Here is a 21,539-nt window from a genome sequence, read left to right as displayed (position 1 = left end):
CCATTTTTCATTTCCATTATTCCCCTTTGAAAGCACGTTTAAGCTTTCCAAATAAACTATCATCCTGCTCTTCTTGTCCCGCAAATTCACGTAATAACTCTTTTTGATGTGAAGTTAATTTCGTCGGTACAACAACACGAACGACTACATATTGATCTCCTTGACCGTATCCACGTACGTTCGGAGCACCTTTTCCTTTTAAGCGGAATTCTGTTCCTGTTTGTGTTCCTGCTGGAATTTTTAGCTTCACTTTCCCATGAACAGTAGGAACTTCCACTTCAGCACCAAGTGCCATTTGCGCAAATGTTAATGGCATTTCACAAATAATGTGATCTCCTTCACGCTCAAAGAATTCATGATTTCTCACATGAACAACAACATATAAATCTCCTGCCGGTCCGCCATTTACGCCCGCTTCACCTTTTCCAGATACACGAATTTGTTGACCATTATCAATACCTGCTGGAATTTTAACATTGATTTTTTTACGTTTACGTACTTTACCAGAACCGTGACATGTCGTACATTTTTCTTTAATCATTTGACCAGTTCCTGAACAATGACCACAAGCTTGACGGTTTACGATACGACCAAATGGTGTATTTTGTTCTACACTTACTTGCCCTGATCCTGAACAATGTTTACATGTTTCTTTTGAAGTTCCTGGTTTCGCTCCGCTACCTTTACAAGTATCACATGGATCTTCTACTGGAATCTCAACATTTAATTCTTTACCAAAAATAGCTTCCTCAAACTCTAAAGTAACTTGATATTGTAAGTCAGCACCTTGACGCGGAGCATTTGGATCACGACGTCTACCGCCACCGCCGCCAAAGAACGAACTAAAGATATCTTCGAAACCGAAGCCACCGCCGAAGTCTCCTCCGCCGCCAAAGCCACCGAAACCTTGATTTGCACCAGCATGACCAAATTGATCATATTGCGCGCGCTTTTGATCGTCGCTTAATACTTCGTATGCTTCTTGTACTTCTTTAAACTTTTCAATTGCATTTTCTTCTTTACTTACGTCTGGATGGTATTTTTTAGCCAAACGACGATACGCTTTTTTTATTTCATCTTTTGAAGCACCCTGGCTAAGTCCAAGGACCTCATAATAGTCTCGTTTACTCATAAATTTACAACCCCCGAATCTTTCACATAAACGTAATTTTAACACCGAAAGAAAGTGCTTTGCAACAAAGTTTCCTCACTTACAGTATGCAAAGTAAAAAACTTAAGAACCTCACACTTTTCTTTTCATTCGTGAAAAAAGCCAAAGTCAAGGCACGCTTGACTTTGACTTTTTGTCATCTTACTTATTTATATTACTTATCTTCTTTTACTTCTTCGAACTCAGCGTCTACTACATTGTCTTTCTTCGCGCCAGCATCTTGTGCTCCTTGTGCACCTTCTGCTTGCCCTGCAGCTGCTTGAGCTTGCTCGTATAATTTAACAGTTAATTGTTGTACGATTTCTTGTAAAGCGTCTTTTTTCGCACGGATTTCCTCAAGCTCGTTCTTCTCGATCGCAGCTTGTAATGCTTCTTTCGCTTCTGTTGCTTTTGCAACTTCAGCCGCATCCACTTTACCTTCTAAATCTTTTACAACTTTATCTGTTTGGAATACAAGTTGGTCAGCTTCGTTACGAAGTTCAACTTCTTCCTTACGTTTTTGGTCAGCGTCAGCATTTGCTTCTGCTTCTTGTACCATACGATCTACTTCTTCATCAGAAAGACCTGAAGAAGATTGGATTGTAATAGTTTGCTCTTTGCTTGTTCCTAAGTCTTTTGCACGTACGTTAACGATACCGTTCGCATCAATATCGAATGTTACTTCGATTTGTGGAATACCACGTGGTGCTGGTGGAAGGTCTGTTAATTGGAAACGACCTAATGTTTTGTTGTCAGCTGACATTGGACGCTCACCTTGTAATACGTGAATATCTACTGCCGGTTGGTTATCAGCAGCTGTTGAGAATACTTGTGACTTACTTGTTGGAATTGTAGTGTTACGCTCGATTAATTTCGTGAACACACCACCCATAGTTTCAATACCTAAAGAAAGTGGAGTTACGTCTAATAATAGTACGCCTTCTACATCACCAGTAAGTACGCCACCTTGAACTGCAGCACCTAATGCTACAACTTCATCAGGGTTTACACCTTTATATGGTTCTTTACCAGTTTCACGTTTAATAGCTTCTTGTACAGCTGGGATACGAGTAGATCCACCAACAAGGATAACTTTATCTAATTCACTTGGAGCAAAACCAGCGTCTTTTAATGCACGACGAGTTGGCTCTAACGTTCTTTCAACAAGACCTGCTGAAATCTCTTCAAATTTCGCTCTTGTTAACGTTAATTCTAAGTGTAATGGACCAGCAGCTCCAGCACTAATGAATGGTAATGAAATTTGTGTTTGTGTTACGCCAGAAAGATCTTTTTTCGCTTTTTCAGCTGCATCTTTCAAACGTTGAAGTGCCATTTTATCTTGGCTTAAATCAATGTTATTTTCTTTTTTGAACTCAGCTACTAAGTGGTCAATAATAACTTGGTCAAAGTCATCTCCACCAAGACGGTTGTCACCAGCAGTTGAAATAACTTCGAATGTTCCATCTGCTAACTCAAGGATAGATACGTCAAATGTACCGCCACCTAAGTCATATACTAAGATTTTTTGCTCTTCATCTTGTTTTTCTAAACCGTAAGCAAGCGCTGCTGCTGTTGGTTCGTTAATGATACGCTCAACTTCTAAACCAGCGATACGACCAGCATCTTTTGTTGCTTGACGTTCTGCATCGTTGAAGTATGCAGGTACTGTAATAACAGCTTTCGTTACTGTTTCACCTAAGTATGCTTCAGCAGAAGCTTTTAAGTTTTGTAAAATGATTGCAGAAATTTCTTGAGGTGTATAATCTTTACCTTCAACTTCTACTTTGTAGTCTGTACCCATATGACGTTTAACAGACATGATTGTATTTGGGTTTGTAATTGCTTGACGCTTTGCAACTTCCCCAACTTGACGCTCTTCATTTTTGAAAGCTACAACAGAAGGTGTTGTACGGTTTCCTTCTGGATTTGGGATAACCTTTGGTTCTCCACCTTCCATAACAGCTACACAAGAGTTTGTTGTACCTAAGTCAATACCGATAATTTTACTCATGGCGAATCCTCCTACTTTTATGTAAATTATTGATTTACTTTTACCATTGATGGGCGAATCACACGGTCTTTTAGTTTATAACCTTTTTGGAATTCTTCAACTACCGCGTTTGATTCAAATTCACTATCTTCCACTTGCATAATAGCTTGGTGTTCATTAGGATCAAACTGTTTACCAACAGCTTCAATCGCTTCAACGCCTTCTTTAGTCAACGCTTCTAGCAATTGACGATGCACCATTTCCATACCTTGTAACAAGGATTTCGTTTGCTCATCAGTTGCTTCCACTTGCATCGCTCTTTCAAAATTATCAAGAGCTGGCAAAATATCTGAAACTAGACTTTGTGCTCTATATTTTTCAGCAGCCTGTTTATCCATTTGGACACGACGCTTATAATTTTCAAAATCAGCTTGTAGACGTAATGTGCGACCTTCCGTTTCCGTTAGCTTCGCTTGTAACTCATCTACTTTTTCTTGTAAAAGAGCAGCCTCACTTTTTTCTTCTACAGTTTTTTCACTGTTTTCTGTCGTGACAGCTTCTTCAACTTGCGCTTCTTTTACTTCTTCTACCACTTGTTCGTTACGCTCTTCCACAATATTCACCTCCTTAAAAGGTATTAGGTATTATGCTGAACACAATTCCTTAAGCATTATATATTACACACAGCAATGAAAATTTCATTACTTGAGCGAATGTATTACTCTCATTTACTTTTTAAGTCCATCAGTAAATTGTCTCGTAAATAACTGTAACAAACTAATTACCCGAGAGTATTGCATTCTTGTCGGACCTAAAATAGCAATTGTTCCAAGCTGTTCTTCTCCAATCGAATATGTTGCAGAAATTAAACTACAATCTTCCATGGCCGTCGCAGAGTTTTCCCTACCAATGTTCACTTGAATACCTACTTGTTTATGACGCAAAATGTCATAAAACTCGGCTTCATTATCAATCATCGTCAGCAAGGATCTTACTTTGTGAATGTCATGGAACTCTGGTTGCGAAAGCATATTTGCTTTGCCTCCAAAGTATATCTTTTCCGATAAAGGAACTTGAAATGTACCATCTAACATTTTTATTGCACTATCGTAATTATGAACATATCCACGTAAAACTGTAACAATCTCTTTAAAGATTTTGTTATGCAGTTCTGCCATTGGTACACCCGACAGCTTTTCATTTAAAATATTAACCATTTTTTCTAAATCTGATAAATCAACAGATTCCGGAACGGTAATCGTTTTGCTTTGTACATGCCCTGTATCCGTTACAATAATAGCGACTGCAGTTTGATGGTCAAGCGGTACAATTTGTACGTTTTTAAGTTTATTTGTGCTTAACTTCGGTCCAAGAACAATGGCCGTATAATTCGTAAGCTCTGATAAAATTTGAGCCGATTGCTGTGCAATCTTTTCCGCTTCAAAAATTCTTTCAGCAAATAAATCTTTAATTTGTACAATTTCATCGTTCGGTAAGTTTTGCGGCGCTAAAAGATGGTCTACATAAAAACGATATCCTTTTTCAGAAGGAACACGTCCTGAAGAACTATGCGTTTTCTCAATAAACCCTAGTTCCTCTAAATCAGCCATTTCATTTCGAATAGTAGCTGAACTAAACGTAATTTCATCTTTCTTAGCCAACGTCCTCGACCCAACAGGTTGCGCTGATCCAATAAAGTCATCAATAATTGTTTGTAAAATTAAGAGCTGACGTTCCGTAAGCATCTCATCATCACCTCTGTTAGCACTCTTTGTCTTCGAGTGCTAAATCTATTAATAACTTACCAAAATTGACATTCAATTGTCAACGGAAACGTCACGAAATAATGAAACTTTTTCACGTTTATGGAACATTTAATTAGTCAATCAAAAATGATTGGAATACTTCATTCCCTAATAATTTTCCTTTTCGCGTTAAACGAACATATCCATCTTTCTCTTCAAGCAATCCTTGTTCTTGATTTTTTTGCAACTGCTTCGCGAAAACTTGATTCATCTCCATATTAAATTTCTTTTGAAACAATATTTTAGATACACCTTGTGTTTTTCGAAGTCCTAAGAACAACTCTTCTTCCATTCTTTCTTTCTCCGTCACCGCGTGAACATCTAAATATGGAAATCCAGTTTCATCGATTTTATTGAAATATTGCTTGAGCGGCCCTACATTTTGGATACGTTCTCCATTTACATAACTATGCGCTCCAGCTCCAAATCCATAATACTCCTCATTATTCCAGTATGTGAGATTGTGTCTACTTTCATTATCACCTTTTGAGAAATTGCTAATTTCATACTGGCTATAGCCGTGTTTCTCCATTTCATCCATTACCATTTCATACATTTTCGCTTCATGATCTTCACCTGGAAGTCTTAATTTCCCTTTATTCATTAAGTTATAAAACACAGTTTTCGGTTCCACAATTAATGAATATGCTGAGAAATGTTGTACACCAAGCGTAAAAGCAATGTCTAATGTTTCTTTTACATCTTCTATCGTCTGCCCTGGCAGAGCATAAATAATATCTACATTTATATTTTTAAAGCCCACTTCCTGCGCTTCTCTAATTGCTACAAATGCATCTTCCCTCGTATGCTTACGCCCAATTTTCTCAAGCAACTCATCCCGAAATGTTTGCACACCAAAACTAATTCGGTTCACTCCACCTTCTAGCAATACATTTAACTTCTCTTTCGGTAAATCACCTGGATTCGCTTCAAATGTTAATTCACAATTTGGAGCAAACGGGCGTAAGCGACGGTTTATAATATCTAGTAACTTTTTTGTCTGTTCCATATTTAACGCTGTCGGAGTTCCTCCACCAACAAAAATCGTTTTCATACTATCAAACGGTACTTTTTGAACTGTATTTATTATTTCTTTCTCTAAATACTCTAAATATTGATCGACCGGTTGGCGTTCAATAAACACTTTATTAAAATCACAATAGTGACAAATATGCTGACAAAATGGAATATGAATATATGCAGCTTGAACCAAATATAACTCCTACCTTTCTAAAAAGAAAACCTCCGCACTCCGGAGGAATCTTCACTTCTCTAACGTATTACGAATTTGTTCCATTCGCATTTTTCCCCAATCATACATCATTTCAACGATCGGTAAAAGCGACATGCCTAATTCCGTCATATAATACTCTACTCGCGGAGGAATTTCTGGGTATACTGTTCGGTCAACAATCCCATCTTCCATTAACTCTTTTAATTGGTTCGACAAAACTTTATGAGAAATGCTTGGGAATAATCGTTGTAATTCACTAAAACGATGAGGCCCTTCCACACCAAGATGCCACAGTATCACAACTTTCCACTTCCCGCTAATAATAGAAAGCGTCAATTCCTTTTCACAATTAAAATTGCCATTTTGTATTTTTTCGTGAATATCTTTTCGAATATTTTCGGACATTAATAGTCTCCTAACTCTATATCAATCATTCATAAATATAGCCACCTCACTATTGTAAATGAGAGAAGCTACGTTGTCTAAAAAGTAATTATACATAAAAAAGAAGCCGTATAAACGACTTCTTTTTTTATCTCAATCCGCATGAAATAACAATCAATTATTAGTTGTCATCCATTTTCAGTACAGCCATGAATGCTTCTTGCGGTACTTCTACAGAACCAACAGACTTCATACGTTTTTTACCTTCTTTTTGCTTATCAAGAAGTTTACGCTTACGAGAAATGTCACCACCGTAACATTTCGCAAGTACGTTTTTACGCATTGCCTTAATTGTAGAACGTGCTACAACCTTGTTTCCGATAGTCGCCTGAATTGGTACTTCGAACTGTTGTCTTGGAATTAATTCTTTTAATTTCTCTACGATTACTTTACCACGATCATACGCTGAATCACGGTGTACGATAAATGATAGAGCATCGACTTGTTCGTTATTTAAAAGAATATCCATTTTCACAAGTTTCGATGGTTTGTAACCAATTAACTCGTAGTCAAACGATGCATATCCTTTCGTATTTGATTTCAACTGATCGAAGAAGTCATATACGATTTCTGATAACGGGATTTCGTATGTTAGTGTAACACGCGTTTCATCTAAATATTGCATATCAATAAACGTTCCACGTTTACCTTGGCAAATTTCCATTACAGCTCCAACATAGTCATTCGGAACCATAATTGAAGCCTTCACAAACGGCTCTTCTACACGATCAATAGACTGTGGATCTGGCATATTAGATGGATTATCAACAATAACATCTTCACCGTTCGTTAAATACACTTTATAAATAACGCTTGGTGCTGTTGTAATTAAATCGATTTTAAATTCACGTTCAATACGTTCTTGAATGATTTCCATGTGAAGAAGTCCTAAGAAACCACAACGGAAACCAAATCCTAGCGCTTGAGATGTTTCTGGTTCAAACTCAAGAGCAGAATCGTTTAACTCTAATTTTTCTAACGCATCACGTAAGTCGTTGTAACGTGCAGAATCGATTGGATATAAACCACAGAATACCATCGGGTTTAATTTACGATAACCTGCTAACGCCTCTGCAGCCGGACGTTTTGCATGTGTGATCGTATCACCTACGCGTGTATCACCTACGTTCTTAATAGATGCTGCTAAGAAACCTACATCACCTACTGTTAACTCGTCACGTTGCGTTGTTTTCGGTGTAAACACACCTACTTCTGTTACTTCAAATTCTTTTCCAGTTGCCATCATACGTACTTTATCGCCAACTTTTACCGTTCCATTTACAACACGGATATATGCAATTACACCGCGGTACGGGTCATATAAAGAATCGAAAATCATACATTGTAAAGGCTCTTCTGAATCCCCTGTTGGAGCTGGTACCTTTTCAACGATTTGTTCTAAAATATCTTCAATACCAATACCAGCTTTCGCTGAAGCAAGTACAGCTTCCGATGCATCTAAACCAATTACATCTTCTACCTCTTGACGTACACGTTCTGGGTCCGCACTTGGTAAGTCGATCTTATTAATAACTGGTAATATTTCTAAATTATTATCAAGCGCTAAATATACGTTCGCTAATGTTTGCGCCTCAATCCCTTGTGCTGCATCCACAACAAGAATCGCACCTTCACAAGCCGCTAAACTACGAGATACTTCGTACGTAAAGTCGACGTGTCCTGGAGTATCGATTAAGTGAAGAATATACTCTTCACCGTCTTTCGCTTTATACGTTAGTTGTACTGCATTTAATTTAATTGTAATACCGCGCTCACGCTCTAAATCCATAGAGTCAAGCAATTGAGCTTTCATTTCACGTTGTGTTAACGCGTTTGTTTTCTCTAAAATACGGTCTGCTAACGTTGATTTTCCGTGGTCAATATGAGCAATGATAGAGAAATTACGGATTTTGGACTGTCTTTTTGCTCTTTCTTCTTTGTTCATCTATGTTCTCAACTCCTAATAGTCTCGCCAATATACACTAGCACTGATTATATCAATAGAGCAGCAAAGATTCAATGAAAACTCGTGCTGCTTACAATACAAATCATTCTATCTATATCTTATGCGAACAAACCATAAGAGACAAACCTTTTTCAAATTTAAAAACGACTGTCGTACAAAATGGTAAGACAACCGTTCTTCCTGCTACCCTTAACTAAAAATCTCTCTCACTTTCCCAACAACTATATCCGTTCCGAACTTTGTTACTTCATAAGAAGCACTTGCTATTGCCATACCAATTCCTTCTACAACATTAAAGCTTTTTAAGCTTTCTAATTGTTTTTGTTTTTCAGCAACGGAAAACGAACTTCCCAAAATTTCTGATTCAGCACCCGCACCCTCTGTTCCTGTCATATGAGCGATTTGTTCATACGACATTTGCTGATAACCTTTCATACTTTTTAAACCATGATTAGCAAGTGCCACCCCTGCTATTATCATAAGTAAACATAAAGCCGCACTACATATACATAAAAGCGAAAAACGGCTTAAACGATTATCGTCTCTTCCCATCAATGTGTATATGCTCCTGTATTATCTTGGTCAATTTGATGATGCAAGGCTGCATTTAAACCACTCGCTATTACATTCGCCATATCCTCTATGAAAGCATCCACTTCTTTCGGAGTCACCATTAAATTATGACCAAGAGGAGATAACACTTCATAAATTAATTTTCTCTTCTCTTCATCTTCCAGTGTACCTACAGCACCTAAAAACATATTCCGACTCTTTTCATCCGGCATATCTTCTTCTGTTAATTTTTTCTTTTCTCCAAATGTAAAACCGGCTGGCAACAAAGAACGGGAAGGTTTGTTGCCTTCTTTCATCTCCCGTCCAAAATGTTTCAAAATAAAATCAATTGTATCGCTTGTAATCGAAACTGCATCAACCACAGTCGGAACACCAATCGCGATAACAGGAATACCCAATGTTTCTTTACTAAGTTCCTTACGCTTATTCCCAACACCCGATCCAGGATGAATTCCCGTATCAGAAATTTGTATCGTACTATTTACTCGTTCAATAGAGCGGGCAGCTAATGCATCAATTGCAATAACAAAGTCTGGCTTCGTCTTCTCAATGATTCCATAAATGACATCGCTCGTTTCGATTCCTGTAATTCCCATTACCCCCGGCCGAATTGCACTAACAGGCCTAAACCCTTCTTCTACACTTTCAGGCTGCAATTGAAACAAATGTCTCGTTACCAATACATTTTCTACAACGATTGGTCCAAGCGCATCTGGCGTTACATTCCAATTCCCAAGGCCAACAATTAAACAACTCGCTTCTTTCGTAACGCCAACCTCTTCTAAGAAATAAGAAAATTCTTTTGCAAAAATGCGCTCTACTTTTTGTTGCAGTTCCGTATCTTGTTGACGTATACCTTGTACTTCAAGCGTTAAATAACTCCCAGGTTTTTTACCCATCGATTCAGAGGCAATTTCATCAATCGTTACTTTTGTAATGGTAATGCCTTCTTCTTCCCTCTCTTTGACAATAACTCCTTGTATCCCTTTTTGCTCTTCTTGACTCTCTTGCAGCATTTCATGTGCCTCTACAGCAAGGTCCGTTCTAACACTATATTTACTTAAATCTAATGGTTCTTTCATCGTATCTCCTCCGTAATTCATAGTAAATATCGTTAGATTTCCCAAAGTTATATAAGGTCATTCTTTCCTTTACGTGAAATTTCATTGATATACTATTGCAATTCTCTTCACCGTTTGATAGAATATCACTTGTTCTATGTTAAGAATCGAGTCATTCGATTGCACCAGGGAGGTGAAAAGTATGGCAAACATCAAATCTGCTATCAAACGCGCTAAACTTAGCGAAGAGCGTCGTTCACATAACGCTTCTATCAAGTCTGACATGCGTTCTGCTGTTAAAACTGTAGAAGCTTTAGTTACTAATAACGATCTTGAAAATGCTAAAGAAGCTTTCAAAACTGCTTCTAAAAAACTTGACAAAGCAGCTCGTAAAGGTCTTATCCACCAAAACGCTGCAGCTCGTCAAAAATCTCGCTTAGCGAAACAAGTAAACGCGTAAGGCGTTTAAAAAACGATCCATTTGGATCGTTTTTTTATATACAAAAAGTTCACATGCTAAGCACGTGAACTTTTTGTTTCATCACATATGATTTAACCGCATTAAGAAAAACTCAAGTACAAGTTTCTTGTCCATTTTTCCAGTCTTCATACTATAATCAGCTTCCGCTAATTCTATAATCACTTTTTTTAATTCTTCAAAAGAGAAAAACTTCGTTTGATTCATCGCTAACTTTACACGATATGGATGCACACCAATATGAGACGCAATTTGATTTTGTCCATAACCACGTTGCTGTAACTCTTTCACTTGATAGAGCAAGCGGAATTGACTTACTAATAACGCAAGCAGTTTAATTGGTTCCTCTTGCTGCGTAAATAATCCATCCAAAATTTGCATCGCACCCGCGATATCTTTTTTTACCACTTTTTCTGTCAAAGCAAACACATTTTGTTCAACCGATTTTGGCACAAGCTCCCCAACAAGTTTCGGTGTAATCTCTCCGCCCATACCGACGTATAACGTTAACTTGTCCATTTCCTTCGCCAACATCGTTACATTACTTCCCACAAGCTCTAACAACAAACTAACAGCTGCATTATCTATATGCACATGCACTTCATCTGCACGAGCAACAATCCACTTCTGAACATCCTGCACTTGCATCGCATTCGCTTCTACTACGTCCGCTGTTTTCTTTAATAGTTTTGTAATTTTTTTTCGTTCATCAAGTTTTTCGTAAGGCGCAACAAAAACAAGAATAGAAAATGGAGAAGGCTCTCCAATATATTCTTCTAAAATTTTTATATTTTGCTCTAATTTTTCTTTTTGTGAAGTTAAAAATAGTGGTGATTTTATTAATATCACTTTACGTTCCCCGAAAAAAGGAAGTGTACGTGCATCCTCAACCACATCTTCTAAATACGCTTCTTCTAAATCATATGTCACAACATTAAACTCGCGATCTTCCTCTTCGAGCGCTTCTGTTGTAATAAGCTTTATCGTTTCATTTATAAAAAACGCTTCCGTTCCATACAGTAAATACACTGGAGCAAACTGCTTCTTTTTAATCTTTTTATGTATATCACTCATACTTTTTCCTACTCCCTAACTTGGCAATATATATTTATACTACTGCCCTAGCTTTCGTTTTACAAGTACAAAGGAACAGGCTTTATGACCCGTTCCTTTATTTATATTAAACGCCACGCAATAAGCCCCGGGTTTCTTATTGGTGTGCGGTAATCACCTTCCCTTTATTATTCACAATAAAAATTCGAGTATAAGTGCCAACTGTTAACATGCTTGGAAACAAAAAACTCACGTTCCTTAACGATCTAAAGTAGTAAAAACGCTCGATTTCTCTTCATATGGAAATTGTAGATTTTTTTCTGACAATATTTTATACTAAAGTGGAATGTTGGGGAGGGATTCTAAATGAATGATTTTGAACAGAACGTTCAAAGTAAACGCAATGACGCTATTGATTCAGGGGTAGGATTTATCGTCTCATTTGGTTTTTTCGCAACACTTTTCATCATTGCAACTGTTATTAAATTTATCGGTTCTTAAAGACTGCTGCTTACTGGCAGTCTTCTTTTTTATCTATTATGTGTTTCATCATATGTGATTTTGCTACGAAAGGTTCCGTGTTCCACTTTAAAAACATAGGAAATAGCGCCTTGCTTATCCGTACGCCATATTTCAATCCCCATCTTCTCCAAACGCTCTATCACTTCCTTATGAGGATGCCCATACCTATTACGCTCACCGACAGAAATAATCGCTACATCAGGCTGTACAGTGCTCAAAAAAGGCACTATAGATGACGTATTACTCCCATGATGAGCAACCTTTAAAACATCCGCCCGTAAATCTGGATACGTAGCTATTAAAAATTTCTCTCCTTCTTCTTCTAAATCACCTGTAAACAGCCACGTTGCCCCTCCTAATTTTGCCCATATTACAATTGAAGCATTATTTTCACTTCTTGCTTTTCCTGTTGGAGCTAACACAAAAAATTCCGCTTCATTTACGCTCCAACTCTCTCCTTCCCCCACTTCACTTATTTTCACTTCCTTTTCTAATGCCTGTTTCTTTAATACTTTTTCTAATACCGCATCTTGTTCTTTTCGGCCAAATACAACTTCTTTTACGGTTATATTTGATAATAACTCTTGCGCAGCACCTATATGATCCGCATCTCCATGCGTTACGATTAATTTATCAATTGTTTTAATCCCTTCCTTTTGTAAATAAGGGATTAAAATATCATTTCCAACAGAAAATTCATGCTTTTTCCGTTGCCATTCTTCCTTATTTGCACACATTGTGCCACCAGTATCAATGAGGTAAATCTCTTTATCGTACGGGAGGCGAATTAAAATTGCGTCTCCCTGTCCAACATCAAGAAATGTAACACTCCCACTTTCTCGAAAATACGGATATACATAATGACATGTACAAACGAAAAGAAATATACCCGAAGCTACGAACATAATTTTCTTCGACACCCGCCTTTCCCAAACCATCAATATACTAACAATACTCGCGTAATATAGAGCTACAAGAAGTATAGGTGTTTGCCCGAAAACAAGGCGGATAAACGGTAAATTTTCACAATAACTTAGAAAATCATTAGAAAGATTCAAACCTATTGATAGTACATTCGCAAGTCCTTTTGCAAGAAACGGGACGATCGGTATACATACCAAAACGATAATACTACACGGCAATACAATAAGAGATAAAAACGGAACGTATAGGATATTAAGAAGAATACTATATGGAGAAAAATAACCGAAGTGATATAACAAAATCGGAGTACTAACGAGTTGTGAAATAAAAGAAATATAAATGGAATTTCGGATTACTCCATTGCTACTATCTAGTAAAAGCGGGGCTGACAAAAGCAAGGCGAAACTACCAACGAACGAAAACTGAAAGCCAATATTAAAAACAAGATACGGATCAAATATAAGCATACATATAGCTGTAACGCTTAAAGCATCTAAGCTAGATAAACGAATAGAACATATGAAAGCAATCAACATCAAAACTCCTGTTATAGAAGCTCTTATAACAGACGGTGATGCTCCTGCTAAAATCATATATAGAGGAATGCAAAAGATAAGACATACTGTCGCTATCTCCCTCGTCACACCACTTCTTAGCAAAATAAAATACACAATTACCATTAACAATACGATATGCGATCCTGAAATCGCCAACAAATGTACAAGACCAAATTGCTGATATTGCTCTTCAACTTCAAATGTCATTTGTTGTCTATCACCAAATACTAATGCATTCATAAAAGCACCTGATTGCTCCGGAAACATTTCTGTAACGCCCGAGATTGCTTGCTGTCTCAAAAGAAGAATCCATTGCACGAGTGACAACGATGTTTTTTGGCATTCAGAAATATGTATAGCCTCCAATATGAAATGAATATTTTGCTTATACAAATAATCACGATAATTAAAACCATGAAAGTTCCGAGCTATTGGTGGTTCTTTCCTCTCACCTTCGAATACACATGATACTCCTGCATGTAATTGTCGCAGTTGTTTCTTTTCCAAGGCCGATTTAATTTTGTAACTTAACTGCACTATATTTTTATTCTGATCTTCAACTTGAAATGTTAGGCGATCCCCGTTAATAAGAGGTGTATTCTGTATTAGCCCCCTTGTAACTTCGTAAGACTCTCCTAGAGGCTTGTTTTGCCCTTGAATATACGTAGTGTACATAGCGCCACTAAAACACGCTAACATACAAAAAAAGAAGGTTTTACGCGAAGTACGGTATAAACAATAGAAAACATACAAAACGAGACAACAAGTCAGCAATAAAACTGAAGTGGAAAAGGCAATTGCAATCCCTATGATAAATGAGATTGCAACATAACCCCATTGTCCATACAACTATACTCACTCCTTATAGCATCATTTTTGCTTTCGTGAATACATGCTGTAATTCTTCCATTGATAAGTTTTCTTTTTCTAAAGATGCAAATAGTTCTTTTAACTCCATATGACGCTTTTGATCCTCTAATGCTGCAATATTATATTCTAGCGGAACGTGTTTCACTGTTACATCCGCTTTTTCAAATAACTCTACGGCATATGGATGATTTTTATAATCCTGCGCATAATAAACTGCTGTAATACCACTTTGAATAATCGCCTTACAGCATTGTAAACAAGGGAAATGCGTAACATAAATTTCCGCTTCCTCGGTTTTCACACCGAATTTTGCACACTGTAATAAAGCATTCATTTCTGCGTGAATTGTACGAACACAATGATTATCAATAACGTAGCATCCATCATCTATACAATGTACGCCACCTTTAATTGAACCATTATATCCACCAGCAATAATTCGTTTATCACGAACGATTGTCGCTCCTACTGCAAGCCTTGTACATGTACTACGTAAAGATAGCAGATGGCTTTGCGTCATAAAATATTGATCCCATGAAATTCGTTCCATATTTTTCACCTACTTTTTTGTCTACTTGTAGTGTAGCGAATGAAGAAAAACTTCGTCAATCTTTTACGGAATAATAATTTGATCTTTTATTCTTTCCAATGACTTCACACCGATCCCATCAATCTCCAACAAATCTTCTATTTTCTGAAAAGGACCATGTTCTTCTCGATATTTCAAAATACTTTCTGCTTTCCGAGAACCAATGCCTGTAATTTTTTCAAGTTGTTCTTTAGAAGCTGCATTTATTTGAACTTTCCCCTCCCCCTTTGCAATAGCAGCTACCTCTTGCACTTGTTCGTTTTCATTCGGTACATAAAGGATCATTTGGTCTTGTACCATTTGTGCTAAATTTACCTTCTTCCTATCTGCCTCAGGTAAAAAACCACCTGCCTTTTCAATAGCATCCTTGACCCGGTCCCCTTCTTTCATTTCATACACCCCCTCTTTAACAACAGCCCCTTTCATATCAATTACAATTATTTTTTTCTGCTGCTTTGTATCCGATATTTTCGGTTTACTTTTCTTCTCTAGCTCTTTCGCTTGAACATCCGTTGCAATGACCGTTCGCTCTGTATGCTGGTTCGTTTTCCAAAAAAGAAGAAAAAGTACAGTTCCAATAATAGCTACTAATCCTAACCATTTCTTTGGAAAATCCCACATCATTTTACACCTCTAATCATAAATTTATAACATCATTCATATTGTTTAGGAGAAAGCTGTTACGAAGGAGGGATGAAACATTGAACATAGGAATTATAGGGACAGGGAACATGGGGAATATACTAATCGACGCATTTTTAGAAACCCGTGCTGTCAAACCTTCGTGCCTTACAATGATTAATCGAACGCCCGCCAAAGCATATCATATAAAGGAAAAACACCCTTCTGTTCATATCGCCAAAACTATCGATGAGGTAATCGAACGATCACATCTTATTTTTATTTGCGTAAAGCCGATAGATATATACCCGATCCTACAAAAATACGCTGAACATTTTTCTGATGAAAAGTGCTTAGTTTCTATCACAAGTCCAATATCTCCGTCACAATTAGAGACGCTTGTACCTTGCCACATTGCACGTATCATTCCGAGCATTACAAACCGCGCCCTGTCTGGCGCATCACTATTTACATTTGGAAGTAAATGCTCTGAAGAGTGGCAACAAAAGCTATTTCGCCTATTCAAAAACATTTCTACTCCTCTTATGATAGAAGAAGATATAACGCGCGTTTCATCTGATATAGCAAGCTGCGGCCCTGCATTCTTTAGTTATTTATTACAATGTTTCATTAACGCTGCTGTAGATAAAACAAATATTACACATGAAGAAGCCACTACTTTAGTAAGTGAAATGGTCGTTGGAATGGGGAAACTACTTGAAAAAGAGATTTTCACATTGCCTACTTTACAAGAAAAAGTATGTGTTAAAGGCGGCGTTACAGGAGAAGGCATTCGTGTTTTAGAAGAACATGTTGGGGATATGTTTCATAAATTAATTGAGCGGACACACGAGAAATTTGATGAAGATTTAAAATGCGTCGATCAGCAATTCAATAAACACACATAATAAATACGTCATCGTCATTCCAAATCCTTTTTATAAATACTTACTTTTTTACATTACATTTTCACCTAAACTAGTATTTTCACACTTCACGTATATCATCTTCTTATTATGCTAGAACTAAAATTACAACTTCTTTACAAAACAAAAGCAACCTTCTCGGTTGCTTTTGTTTTATCCGTTTTTCTTCGCCATGAAAAAAATACGCTCTGTTTGTTCTGTAACTTCAAGTCGCTCAAAATCACCAGTGACGCGAAGCACGGTAAAACCAGCTTCTTCAAGCCATGTCGTTAACTCTTCGACCTGATATGCACGTTGCACGTGACATTCGTCAAAACGATGGTACACATCTTCTTCTGGGTCTTGAACAAAGAATGTTAAATCATGTTCTACACTATTTGATTCTTCACCAGGGAAGCAATTCCAAATAAGAGATATTTCTTCTCCATTCACTGTGTATGTTTCATTTTGAAATACATGATGTATTTTATATAAAGAATGTACATCAAATAAAAACAAACCATCTTGACGTAAATGGTGAAACACTCTTCGAAATGTTTCTTGCACTCCATCTTCTTGCAATACATAGTTTAATGAATCACAAAAGATTGTTACACAGTCAAACTCACCTGGAACGTCAAGCTCTCGCATGTCTTGTTGGTAAAAAGGAATAAAGTATCCTTCTCCGCCTAGTTTTTGCTGAGCGACCGTTAACATCTCTTCTGAAAGATCGACACCGATTAAATCGTAACCCTTTTGTACAAGCGGAAGTGTTACATTACCAGTACCGCATGCTACATCAAGAATCTTCGCCTCTTTCATATCCGCTTGCTGTAAACTTTCCTCTGTGAATTCCACCCATTTATCATAAGGAACATCATTCATTAGTTCGTCGTACAACAATGCAAATTGTTCGTATTTCATTGGTCTAGCTCGTCTGTAATATCCTCACGTGGCACATCGCCCCAAAGACGCTCTAAATTATAGTGATTACGCTCATCTTTATGGAATACATGAGCAACTACATCTCCAAGGTCAACTAGTACCCAGCGTGCTTCGTCAAAACCTTCCATACGTTGTACGTCGATTTCAAACTCATGTGCTTTTGATTTAATTTCACGCGCAATTGCTTGCACTTGCTTATCTGAGTTACCGTGACAAATAATGAAATAATCTGCAATTGGTGAAATACCTTGCATATTTAGGACAACCATATCTTCTGCTCTCTTATCATCAGCCGCTTTTGCTGCTAATACTAATAAATCTTTATCTTTCATTTACTAATTTCCTCCTTGATAACTGCGTTGTATGTTTGGAATGTTAATGGATAAATCGTTTGATTTTTTTCCATTAAAAATTGAATTGTTCGCTTTAACGCAAATAATAAAGCTTGATTTATATCCTTATATGCGAGTTTACGAGCTTCCTCCACCCCTGGAAACTTTCGCCCAGGCTCAATGTAATCAGCTACATAAATTACTTTATCTAACATCGTCATTTTCTCATGACCACTTGTATGATATGTAATAGCTTGCAGGATTTCAGGATCCGTAATGCCTACTTCTTTTTCTACTAAGTATGCCCCAACAGGTGCATGCCATAACTCTTTGTTATAACAAAGTAAATCTTTCGGCAAATCTTCACTTTTAATAATCTCTTCCATCTCAGAAATCGCTCTACACTTCGCATAATCATGGAATATAGCTGCAACTTCAGCCTTTTTTTCATCCACACCGTATAACTTAGCAAGTTCAATTGCTGTCTCCATTACACCTATTGTGTGTATATAACGTTTTTCATGCATTTGTTGTTTGACAATATGAAGTGCTTTCTCACGATTCATACAACCCATTCCTCTCGACATACACCTGTACTTTTTCGGGAAGTAAATATTTACATGTTCTCTTCTCTTTATATCTCTCACGCAATAAAGATGAAGAAACTGCAAACTCCGGAATTTCCACAGTGGTGATAGGATAAGGCGTACGCAATGTATAACCAGGTCTTGCAACCCCAACAAACGTCACAAGATCGAGTAACGCTTCAATGTTATACCACTTCGGTAAATACTCAACCATATCTCCACCAATAATAAAGTGAAACTGCACATCCGGATACTTCTTCGTCAATTGTAACATAGTGTCATACGTATAAGATGGGCCCTTTCTGCTTAGCTCTTCTAAACAAATAGAAAAATGTTCCTCCGCCTCAGTCGCAAGCTCTAACATTTGTAAGCGATTTTCTACACTTGTAATATTCCGTCCTTGTTTATGTGGTGGAATTTGGTTCGGTAAGAACCATACTTCTTCTAAATTCAAAGCGTGATATACTTCATTTGCAATTAGCAAATGCCCATAATGTGGCGGATCAAATGTACCGCCAATGATGCCAATTTTTCTCAAAAGAAACGCCCCTTCCTTTTACCTACAGTAACTCTCTTCATTCCTATCCGAAGAGAGTTCACTGTTAATAAAAGTTCAATTGGTTTCGCTCTCTACATCATTACGCACTAACGATAAAAAATAGCATATGCTATTCTTTTGATCGCGGAAGTTTAATTTGTTTATTTTCTCTAGATTCTTTGTATAAAACGATTGTACTTCCAATTACTTGAACGATTTCAGCACGTGCGCCTTTTGCAAGTTCTTCTGCAACTTCACGACGATCGAATTCACAGTTTTGTAGCACACTTACTTTAAATAGTTCACGAACTTCTAAAGTATCTGCGATTTGTTTAATCATATTTTCATTTACTCCGCCTTTTCCTACTTGAAAAATTGGTGTTAAATGATGTGCTTGTGCACGTAAAAATCTTTTTTGTTTTCCTGTTAACATATATGTTAGCCTCCAAGCTTTCTTATAACTAATTGTTTCATTCTATCGATATTCGGTACACGCCCTGTCCACATTTCAAATGCAAGTGCACCTTGATAGACAAACATATCAATACCATTTTGAATCATTGCACCTTGCTCTTTTGCCTCACATAAAATTTTCGTTTCAAATGGATTATAAATTATATCTGATACAATCGTCCCTTTTTTTAACGAAGAAATTTGTAATGGCGTATATTCGACGCGTGGATGCATACCTATTGTTGTCGTCTGAATGATAATATCATAATCTCCTTGTTCTTCTGTTGCTTTTTCTAGCGATAAAGCAACAGAATTAACAGTAGCCGTACATGCAGCAATAAGTTCTTTCGCCTTATCTGCTGTACGATTAGCTACATCAATCTCTTTCACACCTACATCAGCAAGAGAAAAATAAATAGCTCGACTAGCACCACCTGCGCCAAGCAATAAAATACGTTTCTCCTGAAGTGGTTCACTACTAATTGACTGCAGCGCTCGGACAAAACCAATTCCATCTGTATTGTAGCCAATCAATTTTCCATCCTTATGAACCACTGTATTTACTGCACCAATTTGTTTTGCTAGCGGGTCAATCTCATCCAAATAATCCATAATAGCAACTTTGTGCGGCGTTGTTACATTAAATCCTGAAATACCTAATGCTTTTAAACCTCTTACTGCTTCCCCTAGCACTTCCTCTTTAACAAGAAATGCATGATAATGGGCATCCATATTCAAGTGTTCAAATGCATCGTTATGCATAACTGGCGATAATGAATGTCCAATTGGATTTCCGATTACACCATATAATTGTTTCATAAATCCCTCTCCATATTAAATTAAAGATTTACGTAGCGAAACACTTACTCCTTTTGGTACGTGTGCAACAATTTTTGCTCCCGATTCGTTTACCGTAACCCATCCTAATCCAGAGAATACAACATCCGTTTTTGGTTCACGAATATTAAATTCGTATTTCACTAACTCTGGCATATTTTCTAATTCTTCTGGTGTTGGCGGGCTTAGTAATTCCCCAGCATGATTTTTATACAATTCATCTGCTTTCTCAAGCTTTGTACGATGGATTGTTAAACGATTCGAGAAGTGACAAGTAAATGCACGACGACCACCACTTACATAATCAAAACGTGCCAATCCACTGAAGAATAGTGTTTGTTCTTCATTTAATTGGAACACCATTGGCTTAATTTCTTTTGTTGGTGTAATAAGCTTTAAGCTTTCTTTTCCAACATAATGAGCCATTTGATGGTGGTTAATAATACCTGGCGTATCATATAAAGAAGATTCTTCGTCTAACGGAATATCAATTAAATCAAGTGTTGTTCCTGGGAAATGAGATGTTGTAATTACATTTTCAGTCTCATCACTAAATTCTTTAATCATACGATTAATAAATGTTGATTTTCCTACATTCGTACATCCAACAACGTAAACATCTTTTCCGCCGCGGTAATACTCAATAGCATCTGCCAACTCAGCAATCCCTTGTCCCTTTGCTGCACTAATTAAAAAGACATCTTCTGGCTTTAATCCTAGCTGCTTTGCACTATAGCGCATCCAATGCTTTACTTTATCATGTTTTACTGACTTAGGAATTAAATCAGCTTTATTTCCAACAAGTAATACTTTATTATTTCCCACGAAACGATGTAGGCCAGGTAACCAGCTACCATTAAAATCAAAAATATCTACAATTTTAACTACTAACGCATCCGATTTTCCAATTCCATTTAGAATACGTAGGAAGTCATCATCTGTTAATGATACATCTTGAATTTCGTTATAATGTTTCAAGCGAAAACAGCGTTGACAAATTACTTGTTCTTTCTCTAAAGATGAGGTAGGAGCATATCCCACTTCGTTTTTATCTTCTGTTTGAATTTCTACACCGCAACCAATACATTTAATTGTTTCAGTCAAA

Annotated in this window: 23 protein-coding genes; 3 read left to right on the top strand and 20 right to left on the bottom strand. The window is 37.1% G+C overall.

What is annotated here, in order from left to right:
• Window positions 1-16: 16 nt before the first annotated feature.
• From dnaJ to gpr, 9 genes are all read right to left on the bottom strand, one after another.
• A complete protein-coding gene (gene dnaJ / locus ACUN0F_RS11425; RefSeq protein WP_000043954.1) occupies window positions 17-1,132 on the bottom strand; it encodes a chaperone protein DnaJ in 1,116 nt (371 codons plus the stop codon).
• A gap of 193 nt (window positions 1,133-1,325) precedes the next feature.
• Window positions 1,326-3,161, bottom strand: coding sequence for a chaperone protein DnaK (dnaK, locus tag ACUN0F_RS11420; RefSeq protein WP_000034697.1), 1,836 nt, complete (start codon window positions 3,159-3,161; stop codon window positions 1,326-1,328).
• Between the two features lie 26 nt (window positions 3,162-3,187).
• Window positions 3,188-3,754 (bottom strand): nucleotide exchange factor GrpE, encoded by a 567-nt coding sequence (gene grpE / locus ACUN0F_RS11415; RefSeq protein WP_000392716.1) that lies wholly within the window; start codon window positions 3,752-3,754, stop codon window positions 3,188-3,190.
• A 114-nt stretch (window positions 3,755-3,868) separates the two neighbouring features.
• Window positions 3,869-4,885: a heat-inducible transcriptional repressor HrcA gene (gene hrcA / locus ACUN0F_RS11410; protein WP_000954944.1), complete on the bottom strand. Its 1,017-nt coding sequence runs from the start codon at window positions 4,883-4,885 to the stop codon at window positions 3,869-3,871.
• A 133-nt stretch (window positions 4,886-5,018) separates the two neighbouring features.
• Window positions 5,019-6,158, bottom strand: a complete 1,140-nt coding sequence (hemW, locus tag ACUN0F_RS11405) for a radical SAM family heme chaperone HemW (RefSeq protein ID WP_000249446.1) — start codon at window positions 6,156-6,158, stop codon at window positions 5,019-5,021.
• A 51-nt stretch (window positions 6,159-6,209) separates the two neighbouring features.
• Window positions 6,210-6,584, bottom strand: coding sequence for a winged helix-turn-helix transcriptional regulator (locus ACUN0F_RS11400; RefSeq protein ID WP_001293536.1), 375 nt, complete (start codon window positions 6,582-6,584; stop codon window positions 6,210-6,212).
• 160 nt (window positions 6,585-6,744) lie between these two features.
• Complete coding sequence (lepA, locus tag ACUN0F_RS11395) at window positions 6,745-8,568, bottom strand: elongation factor 4 (protein ID WP_001030960.1); 1,824 nt, start codon at window positions 8,566-8,568, stop codon at window positions 6,745-6,747.
• A gap of 210 nt (window positions 8,569-8,778) precedes the next feature.
• Window positions 8,779-9,144: a YqxA family protein gene (locus ACUN0F_RS11390; RefSeq protein ID WP_079998465.1), complete on the bottom strand. Its 366-nt coding sequence runs from the start codon at window positions 9,142-9,144 to the stop codon at window positions 8,779-8,781.
• Window positions 9,141-10,244, bottom strand: a complete 1,104-nt coding sequence (gene gpr / locus ACUN0F_RS11385; protein WP_000662625.1) for a GPR endopeptidase — start codon at window positions 10,242-10,244, stop codon at window positions 9,141-9,143. The genes ACUN0F_RS11390 and gpr overlap by 4 nt, the downstream gene beginning before the upstream one ends.
• A 181-nt stretch (window positions 10,245-10,425) precedes the next feature.
• Between gpr and rpsT the strand changes: the two genes are divergently transcribed.
• The gene (gene rpsT / locus ACUN0F_RS11380; RefSeq protein WP_001274014.1) at window positions 10,426-10,683 is read left to right on the top strand and encodes a 30S ribosomal protein S20; all 258 of its coding nucleotides are present in this window, start codon (window positions 10,426-10,428) and stop codon (window positions 10,681-10,683) included.
• A gap of 81 nt (window positions 10,684-10,764) precedes the next feature.
• Here rpsT and holA read toward each other — a convergent pair whose 3' ends face one another.
• Window positions 10,765-11,775 carry a DNA polymerase III subunit delta gene (gene holA / locus ACUN0F_RS11375; protein WP_001279932.1) on the bottom strand — a complete coding sequence of 337 codons (1,011 nt, stop codon included), beginning with the start codon at window positions 11,773-11,775 and terminating at the stop codon, window positions 10,765-10,767.
• Between the two features lie 345 nt (window positions 11,776-12,120).
• On the opposite strand from holA, the gene ACUN0F_RS11370 reads away from it, so the two are divergent.
• Entirely contained in the window at window positions 12,121-12,255 is a 135-nt protein-coding gene (locus ACUN0F_RS11370) for a YqzM family protein (protein WP_000997609.1), read from the top strand.
• A 29-nt stretch (window positions 12,256-12,284) separates the two neighbouring features.
• Here the strand turns inward: ACUN0F_RS11370 and ACUN0F_RS11365 are convergent, their stop codons facing one another.
• The 3 genes from ACUN0F_RS11365 to ACUN0F_RS11355 form a co-directional block, all read right to left on the bottom strand.
• Window positions 12,285-14,606 (bottom strand): DNA internalization-related competence protein ComEC/Rec2, encoded by a 2,322-nt coding sequence (locus ACUN0F_RS11365; RefSeq protein ID WP_445539508.1) that lies wholly within the window; start codon window positions 14,604-14,606, stop codon window positions 12,285-12,287.
• Window positions 14,607-14,619: 13 nt separating this feature from the next.
• Window positions 14,620-15,177, bottom strand: coding sequence for a ComE operon protein 2 (locus tag ACUN0F_RS11360; protein WP_000439780.1), 558 nt, complete (start codon window positions 15,175-15,177; stop codon window positions 14,620-14,622).
• Window positions 15,178-15,240: 63 nt separating this feature from the next.
• On the bottom strand, window positions 15,241-15,840 hold the full coding sequence (locus ACUN0F_RS11355; RefSeq protein WP_000989940.1) for a helix-hairpin-helix domain-containing protein: 600 nt from the start codon (window positions 15,838-15,840) through the stop codon (window positions 15,241-15,243).
• 77 nt (window positions 15,841-15,917) lie between these two features.
• Between ACUN0F_RS11355 and comER the strand changes: the two genes are divergently transcribed.
• Window positions 15,918-16,745 (top strand): late competence protein ComER, encoded by an 828-nt coding sequence (gene comER, locus ACUN0F_RS11350; RefSeq protein ID WP_001020561.1) that lies wholly within the window; start codon window positions 15,918-15,920, stop codon window positions 16,743-16,745.
• Between the two features lie 171 nt (window positions 16,746-16,916).
• Here comER and ACUN0F_RS11345 read toward each other — a convergent pair whose 3' ends face one another.
• The 7 genes from ACUN0F_RS11345 to yqeH all read right to left on the bottom strand — a co-directional run bounded on the left by ACUN0F_RS11345 (window position 16,917) and on the right by yqeH (window position 21,538).
• Window positions 16,917-17,666, bottom strand: a complete 750-nt coding sequence (locus ACUN0F_RS11345; RefSeq protein ID WP_000873071.1) for a class I SAM-dependent methyltransferase — start codon at window positions 17,664-17,666, stop codon at window positions 16,917-16,919.
• Window positions 17,663-18,019, bottom strand: a complete 357-nt coding sequence (rsfS, locus tag ACUN0F_RS11340; protein ID WP_000653202.1) for a ribosome silencing factor — start codon at window positions 18,017-18,019, stop codon at window positions 17,663-17,665. Before rsfS ends, ACUN0F_RS11345 begins: the two co-directional genes overlap by 4 nt.
• Window positions 18,016-18,585, bottom strand: coding sequence for a bis(5'-nucleosyl)-tetraphosphatase (symmetrical) YqeK (yqeK, locus tag ACUN0F_RS11335; protein WP_001078361.1), 570 nt, complete (start codon window positions 18,583-18,585; stop codon window positions 18,016-18,018). The genes rsfS and yqeK overlap by 4 nt, the downstream gene beginning before the upstream one ends.
• Window positions 18,575-19,144, bottom strand: a complete 570-nt coding sequence (nadD, locus tag ACUN0F_RS11330; protein WP_264460790.1) for a nicotinate-nucleotide adenylyltransferase — start codon at window positions 19,142-19,144, stop codon at window positions 18,575-18,577. The genes yqeK and nadD overlap by 11 nt, the downstream gene beginning before the upstream one ends.
• A gap of 130 nt (window positions 19,145-19,274) precedes the next feature.
• On the bottom strand, window positions 19,275-19,577 hold the full coding sequence (gene yhbY, locus ACUN0F_RS11325; protein ID WP_000955225.1) for a ribosome assembly RNA-binding protein YhbY: 303 nt from the start codon (window positions 19,575-19,577) through the stop codon (window positions 19,275-19,277).
• A gap of 5 nt (window positions 19,578-19,582) precedes the next feature.
• Window positions 19,583-20,416, bottom strand: a complete 834-nt coding sequence (gene aroE, locus ACUN0F_RS11320; protein WP_445539507.1) for a shikimate dehydrogenase — start codon at window positions 20,414-20,416, stop codon at window positions 19,583-19,585.
• A gap of 15 nt (window positions 20,417-20,431) precedes the next feature.
• The gene (gene yqeH, locus ACUN0F_RS11315; RefSeq protein ID WP_445539506.1) at window positions 20,432-21,538 is read right to left on the bottom strand and encodes a ribosome biogenesis GTPase YqeH; all 1,107 of its coding nucleotides are present in this window, start codon (window positions 21,536-21,538) and stop codon (window positions 20,432-20,434) included.
• Window position 21,539: the final 1 nt, after the last annotated feature.

It is taken from the genome of Bacillus sp. 1A (genome assembly GCF_052682215.1).
Note: the sequence above shows the minus strand (reverse complement) of the source record. Positions and strands in the feature narration are given on the sequence as shown.